At 67.5% G+C, this 6,157-nt stretch carries 2 protein-coding genes and 2 pseudogenes; 3 read left to right on the top strand and 1 reads right to left on the bottom strand.

What is annotated here, in order from left to right; genetic code table 11:
- Positions 1-59 precede the first annotated feature (59 nt).
- From CAK78_RS07385 to CAK78_RS07375, 3 genes and pseudogenes are all read left to right on the top strand, one after another.
- A pseudogene (locus CAK78_RS07385) lies at positions 60-2,223 on the top strand (TonB-dependent hemoglobin/transferrin/lactoferrin family receptor).
- The gene (locus tag CAK78_RS07380; protein WP_094696860.1) at positions 2,223-4,301 is read left to right on the top strand and encodes a prolyl oligopeptidase family serine peptidase; all 2,079 of its coding nucleotides are present in this window, start codon (positions 2,223-2,225) and stop codon (positions 4,299-4,301) included. The pseudogene CAK78_RS07385 and the gene CAK78_RS07380 overlap by 1 nt, the downstream one beginning before the upstream one ends.
- Positions 4,302-4,333: 32 nt before the next feature.
- A pseudogene (locus CAK78_RS07375) lies at positions 4,334-5,890 on the top strand (proprotein convertase P-domain-containing protein); the annotation flags it as partial.
- A gap of 14 nt (positions 5,891-5,904) precedes the next feature.
- On the opposite strand, the gene CAK78_RS23345 reads toward CAK78_RS07375, so the two are convergent.
- Positions 5,905-6,157: zinc ribbon domain-containing protein (locus CAK78_RS23345; RefSeq protein WP_141214131.1), on the bottom strand; the 253-nt coding region annotated here is incomplete at its 5' end.

Below are 6,157 nucleotides of genomic sequence, written 5' to 3'. Positions count from 1 at the left end.
GATTGGACCTCTCTGCAATAATCCGCGGCCTTCAGGCTTAAATAATAATTATTCTCAAAATGAAAACACTACTTCACTACTGGCCCATGCTGCTGTCCGGTACAGCGCTGGCCGCCGGCGATCCCGCAGGAATAGACACCTCCGGCACCACCCCGCCCAAGGCGCGCGAGACCATAGTGGTCAAGGGTCAGCGGGTCGAGCAGAAACTGTCCGACATCTCCGGCTCCATCACCGTCATCACCGAAGAGGATCTGGAGCGCCAGATAGCCACCGAGCTCACCGACGTGTTCAAGAACGAACCCGGCGTCTCGGTGACCGGCTCGGCGGGCCGGCCGCAAAACATCAGCATCCGCGGCATCGGTGGCAACCGGGTGCTGATCGTCAAGGACGGAGTCCGGGTCAGCGACGGCTTCGGCGCCGACGATCTCAACGACAAGGTGGGCCGTTTCAGCTTCGATCTCGATGACGTCAAGCAGATCGAGGTGGCCAAAGGGGCCGGCTCCGCCCTGCACGGCTCGGACGCCATCGGCGGCACCGTGGTCATCACCACCAAGCAGCCGGAAGATTACCTGCAGGGGCAGGATGCCTACCTCAGCAGCAAGGTGCTGCACGACGGCAGCAGTGACAAGCAGAAACTGAGCGCCACCGGTGCCGCCCGCTGGGGCGAGAGCGCCCACCTGTTGCGCCTCTCCGGCTGGCAGGGGCACGAGACCGCCAACTACGATCAGAGCCGCATCCCGGCGGATCTCGATGGCCTCAGCGCCTCCACCAGCTCCAGCCTGACCCCTCAACGAACAGCATCTGCTGCGCCTCGAGCTCGACTACTTCGAAGACAATGCCAAGCGGGATCAGGGGCCGCGCGAAACTCCCCAGCCCGACGGCAAGTGGCAGGTGCGCCAGTATCGCGAGAACGGCACCCAGCGCTCCCAGGGCGGCAAGCTGAGCTGGGAGGCGCAGGATCTGGGCCACCCGCTGGCCGACCATTTTACCTGGAACCTGCACGGCAACTACGCCAAGAACACCGCCAACAAGCGCAGCCTGCTGCAAAATGACGAGCTGAGCGGCTACCCCCGCTATCGCAGCGAGCGGGAGCTGGCCACCTTCACCGAGCACCTGCTCGGCAGCGAGCTGGATATCCGCCGCGATCTGGTCACCGGCGCCGTCGAGCACAAGCTGAGCTACGGCATCGAGCTGGCGCGCACCCGGCACGAGCGACCGGTGGAGAAGCTGATGCTGGAATCCGGCATTCCCCAACCCACCCAGTCCGCCCCCTTCAGCAGCGCCCGCACCGATCGGGCCGGCATCTGGCTGGGAGATGTGGCGACCCTGGGCCAGTGGCAGTTCACCCCGACCCTGCGCATGGATCAGCAGTGGCTGAGCCCGCAGGATGGCCGGGGCGAGAGCAACCACAGCTGGCACCTCTCGCCGAGTCTGGCCACCAGCTACCGCTTCAACGAGCAGTGGCGCAGCTGGCTGAGCTACGCCAACGGTTTCAGCGCCCCCTCCTACGACAAGGTGTACGGCAACATCCCCCACTACTTTGCCCTGCCGCCGTTCGAGATCATCGCCAACCCGGATCTCAAGGAAGAGACCAGCCACAGCTTCGAGTGGGGGGTGAGTGGCGAAGGGGATGAGTGGAGCATCAAGCCCGCCCTCTTCTACAACCGCTACTACAACTTCGTCGACTGGCGTCAGGTGGGCTTCCGCCTGCGGGACGGGGTCATGCTGCGTCAATATCGCAACGTCGCCAAGTCCGAGACCTGGGGTGCCGAAGTCGCCGCCAGCTACTGGCTGACCCCGCAATGGGAGCTGGCCACCAAGCTGGGTTGGGTCGACGGCAAGACCAGCCAGGGCGAATCGCCGCGCAACCTCACCCCGCTCGAGGGTAACACCCGTCTCAGCTATCAGGCCAACGACTGGAGCCTGGGGCTGCAGGCCGACTACGCCGCCGCCATGAGCCGCGTGCCCAGCTGCGGCAACAGCCTGACCCAGCAGCAGGGCGAGTGCCTGAAAACCGCAGGCTGGCTCAGCTTCGCCCTGACCGCCGACTGGCAGATCACCGATGCCCTCAAGGCCAACCTCAAGCTCGACAACCTGCTCGACACCCGCTACACCCGCTATCAGGATGTCGCCGGGCTGGAAGCAGGCACGGATGCGGGCCTCTACACCCAGACGGGCCGCTCCCTGAGCGCCAGCCTGCGTTACACCTTCGTGGGGCTCTGATGCACGCACTCCTGATGCTGGCCAGCCTGCTGGCCAATCCGGCGCCCGCCCAGCCTGTCGCCCTTGCACCTGCCGATACCCAGCGCCAGGCCGTCGCCACCTCGGCGCCGCTCGTGGCCCCGCTTATCCCTCACCGCCCGTTGCCGATGCCGGGGGAGCGGGCCCGGCTCGATCCCTATGGTGGCTGGCGCGACGACAGCCGCCAGGATCCCACCCTGCTGGCCGTGCTGGGCGAACAGAACCGCTGGACCGAGCAGCAGCTCGCCGCTCAGCGGCCACTGGAGCAGGCTCTGCAAGCCGAATGGCAGGCACAAGCGCGCGGCGAGCCCATGCCGCAAGAGTGGCTGCGCGAGGCGGGCAGCCAGTGGCGGATGGAAGCCGACGGCAGCTTATGGCAGCGCAGCGGCGAGCAGGCTGAACCCCGTCAACGGCTGGCGGCCCGTCAGCCGGCCAGCGGCTACTACGAGCTCGCCAGCTGGGCCCTGCACCCGAATGGGCGCTGGCTGGCCCTGGCCGAAGATCTGCAGGGCGATCGGGATTACCGCATCACCCTGCTCGACCTGGCCGACGACAAGCCCCTGGCCACCCTGACCCACCGGGCCAGCGATCTGCTCTGGAGCCTGGATGGCAAGACCCTCTACACCATCGCCAACGAACCCCGCACCCTGCGCCCTTGGCAGCTGTGGGCCTGGCGCGATGGCAAGGAGCAGCAGATCTACCAGGAGGCGGATCCCGCCTGGCTGCTCAGCCTCTATCGCACCACGGATCGGCGCCACCTGCTGCTGCAGAGCAACAACCACGACAGCGCCGAGCAGTACCTGCTGGACGAAGGCAAACCTGATCTGCTCAAGGCCCGTCAGGCTGGCCTCGAGTACTACCTGGATACCCAGGGGGAGCGGGTGCTGCTCAAGAGCAACCGGGACGGCGCCCTCGGCCTCTATCAGGTGGCCGACCTGAGCCAGGTGGCCAAGGGTGAGTGGCAGCCGCTCTGGTCTGGCGAGCAGAGGAGCCTCGAGAAGTGGCGCCTGTTTGCCGACTACACGGTGCTGCAGTATCGCCATCACGGGGATGACTGGCTCGACGTGCTGGATGGCCGTGGCCGGCTCAGCCATCGTCTGCTGCTGACCGAGGGGGCCGGCACGGCCTGGGTCCAGGGCGCCCACGACCCCGCCAGCGGGCAGATCCTGATCCGCCGCCAGGGCATGGCCGAGCCGCCGCACCAGCGCCTGCTCGATCTCGCCAGCGGCCGCTGGCTGCCGGATTCCCGGACCGCCCTCCCCTCCCCCTACCAGAGCGAGCGCCGCTGGGTGGTGGGCAAGGATGGCGTCAAGGTGCCGGTCTCCCTGATGTGGCGCAAGGACATCCACACCCCCAAGGCCCTGCTGCTGTACGGCTACGGCGCCTATGGCACCCCCATGCGCCCCTACTACCAGCCGCAGGTGCTGAGCCTGCTGGATCGCGGCTTCGTCTACGCCATCGCCCACGTGCGCGGCGGCGGCATGCTGGGGGACGACTGGTATCTGGCGGGGCGCGGTCGCCACAAGCAGCAGAGCGTGGACGACTTCCTGACCGTGGCCGCTGCGCTGGCCCGGGATCCCGCCATCGACCCCGCCCGGCTGTTTGCCATGGGCGGCAGCGCCGGCGGCCTGCTGGTAGCGGCGGCCCTCAACCAGGCACCGACCCGCTTCGCCGGGGCCGTGCTGCAGGTGCCCTTCGTCGATCTCATCGGCACCATGAGCGATCCCGAACTGCCGCTCACCCGCCAGGAGTACGCCGAGTGGGGCAACCCGGCCATTGCCGCCGATTACGCCGCCATGCGCCGCCTGAGCCCTTACGACAACCTGCATGCGGCCCCCTATCCCCCCGTCTATGTGACGGCCGGGCTGCACGACAGTCAGGTGCCCTACTGGGAGCCGCTCAAGTGGGTGGCCCGCCTGCGGGAACACAGCACGGGGCCGGGCCCCTATCTGCTCAGCACGGCCCTCGACGGCGGCCACCGCATAAGCCCGGGCAACGCGCGCCAGCAGGCGGCCCGCGAGTACGCCTTCCTGCTCACCCTGGCGGGCGCCCGCCGGTGATCCCTTTTCTCATTTTTGTGTTGGAGTAAACCATGAAACCCTCTTCCCTGGCCCTCTGGCTGGCGGCAACCCTGTTCTCCCAGCCACTGCTGGCGGCCGAGCTGCAGTTTGTCGATGCACAACCGCTGACCACCACGCCAAAGCTCTGGCTCGAACAGCGCCTAGGTGTGAGCCTGGCCCCCGACTACGAACGGACCAGCCTGCTCGGCCATCACTACAGCTTCCGCCAGCTGGTCAACGGCCTGCCGGTGGCCACCATTCAGGCCGCCGTCAGCGTCGATCTGGCCGGCAAGCCCTGGCGCATCTATCACAACAGCCGGCCGCTGGATAGCCGCGAACCCGGCTGCGATGCCGCCGGCAATCTGGATCCCCTGCTGGAGCAGCTGCGCGATGGCGGCAGCGAGATCGACACCCTTGGTCCGGTCGAGGCCTGGTACTGGCGCGACGGCGACACCCCGGTGCCGGCCCTGCGCCAGCGGGTACGCGAGCATCAGGCGGGCAACGCCAAGGCCAGCCAGGTGCAACTCTTCGCCAGCTGTGACGGCAGCCGCGAGCTCGGCCGCTGGATGGATGCGGCCACCACCCTGGCCAGCCGCGTCGCCGACGCCGGCGACATCCAGCTGGAGGCACGGGTATTCGACCCGGATCCCCGCACCCAGCTGCGCGACGCTGGTCTGGTCTGGCACGAAGCCCTGCAACTGGCGGACGCCGCCTATCAGGACAAGGTACCGCTGCCGGTCACCCTGGCGGGCGGACGCTATCTGCTGAGCGGCCCCCACGCCCGGGTGGTGGATGCCATGGAGCCGGACACCGCCCCCTTCAGCGCCGACAGCCCGCAGGGGTTTCGCCTGACCCGCGATGATCGCGGCTTTGCCGACATCAACGCCTACTACCACCTGGATCTGGCCCAGCGCCACCTCAAGCACCTCGGCTTTAGCGACCTTATCCCGGGGGCGCTCGACATCGACACCGAGGCCGGCTATCAGGACAACTCCCTCTACGATCCGTTCGAACGCCGGCTGGAGCTGGGTCGCAGCGGCGTGCCCGATGCCGAGGATCCCATGGTGATCTGGCACGAGTTCGGCCATGCGGTGCAGCATCACATAGTGCCAGATCTGGGGGACGAGGCAGACTGGGGCGCCATCGGCGAGGGTTTCAGCGACTACCTGGCCGCCAGCCACCGCCAGCGCAGCGAAGCCGGCCGCCAGTTCGAACCAGCCATGGTGTTCAACTGGGATGGCCGCTTCACCGACCGAACCCCGCGTCAGCTGGACGATCTGCGCGCCCGCTACCACCCGGATTACAACTACCCGGCCCACCGCACCATCAACGGCAGCAATGGCGACCAGCTGTGGGGCACCCCGCTGTTCCAGGCACTGCTGGCCGCGGTCGCCGAGCAGGGCGAAGGGGCGCGGGACGAGTTTGATCGCCTGATCATCGAGTCCCACTTCGGTCTCGGCCCGGCCATCCGCATGCCGCAGCTGGCCCGCATCACGGTGGATACCGCCGCTCGGCTCTACCCGGCGCGCCCCTATGCCAGGCTGCTGGAGCAGGCGTTTCGCCAGCACGGCCTGCTGCAGGCACCGTTGACATCCTCCCCCGCCTAAAGTCGGGGGATTCCTACGGCGCCCACCCCGGCATCGAGCCGGGGTGGGTCGCTTCGGCGGGTTCCTGCTGCTGGCGACCTTACTGCATCGCTCACTTCACAGGCGAACCGGGCGTGTCCCGCCCTTAAAACATTGATCGCGCCGACCAGATCAGCGTTTTCCTCGAAGCCACATTCGACGCACGCAAACCGCTCTTGCGTCTGCCGGTTGTCCGCCGATACATGGCCGCAGCACGGACAGGTGCGGCTC

It is taken from the genome of Aeromonas sp. A35_P (assembly GCF_002259925.1).
GTDB lineage: Bacteria > Pseudomonadota > Gammaproteobacteria > Enterobacterales > Aeromonadaceae > Aeromonas > Aeromonas dhakensis.
Note: the sequence above shows the minus strand (reverse complement) of the source record. Positions and strands in the feature narration are given on the sequence as shown.

Bases quoted from the DNA above. Each gene is read 5' to 3' on its own strand.
- CAK78_RS07380 (WP_094696860.1), top strand. From the start codon at position 2,223: ATGCACGCACTCCTGATGCTGGCCAGCCTGCTGGCCAATCCGGCGCCC.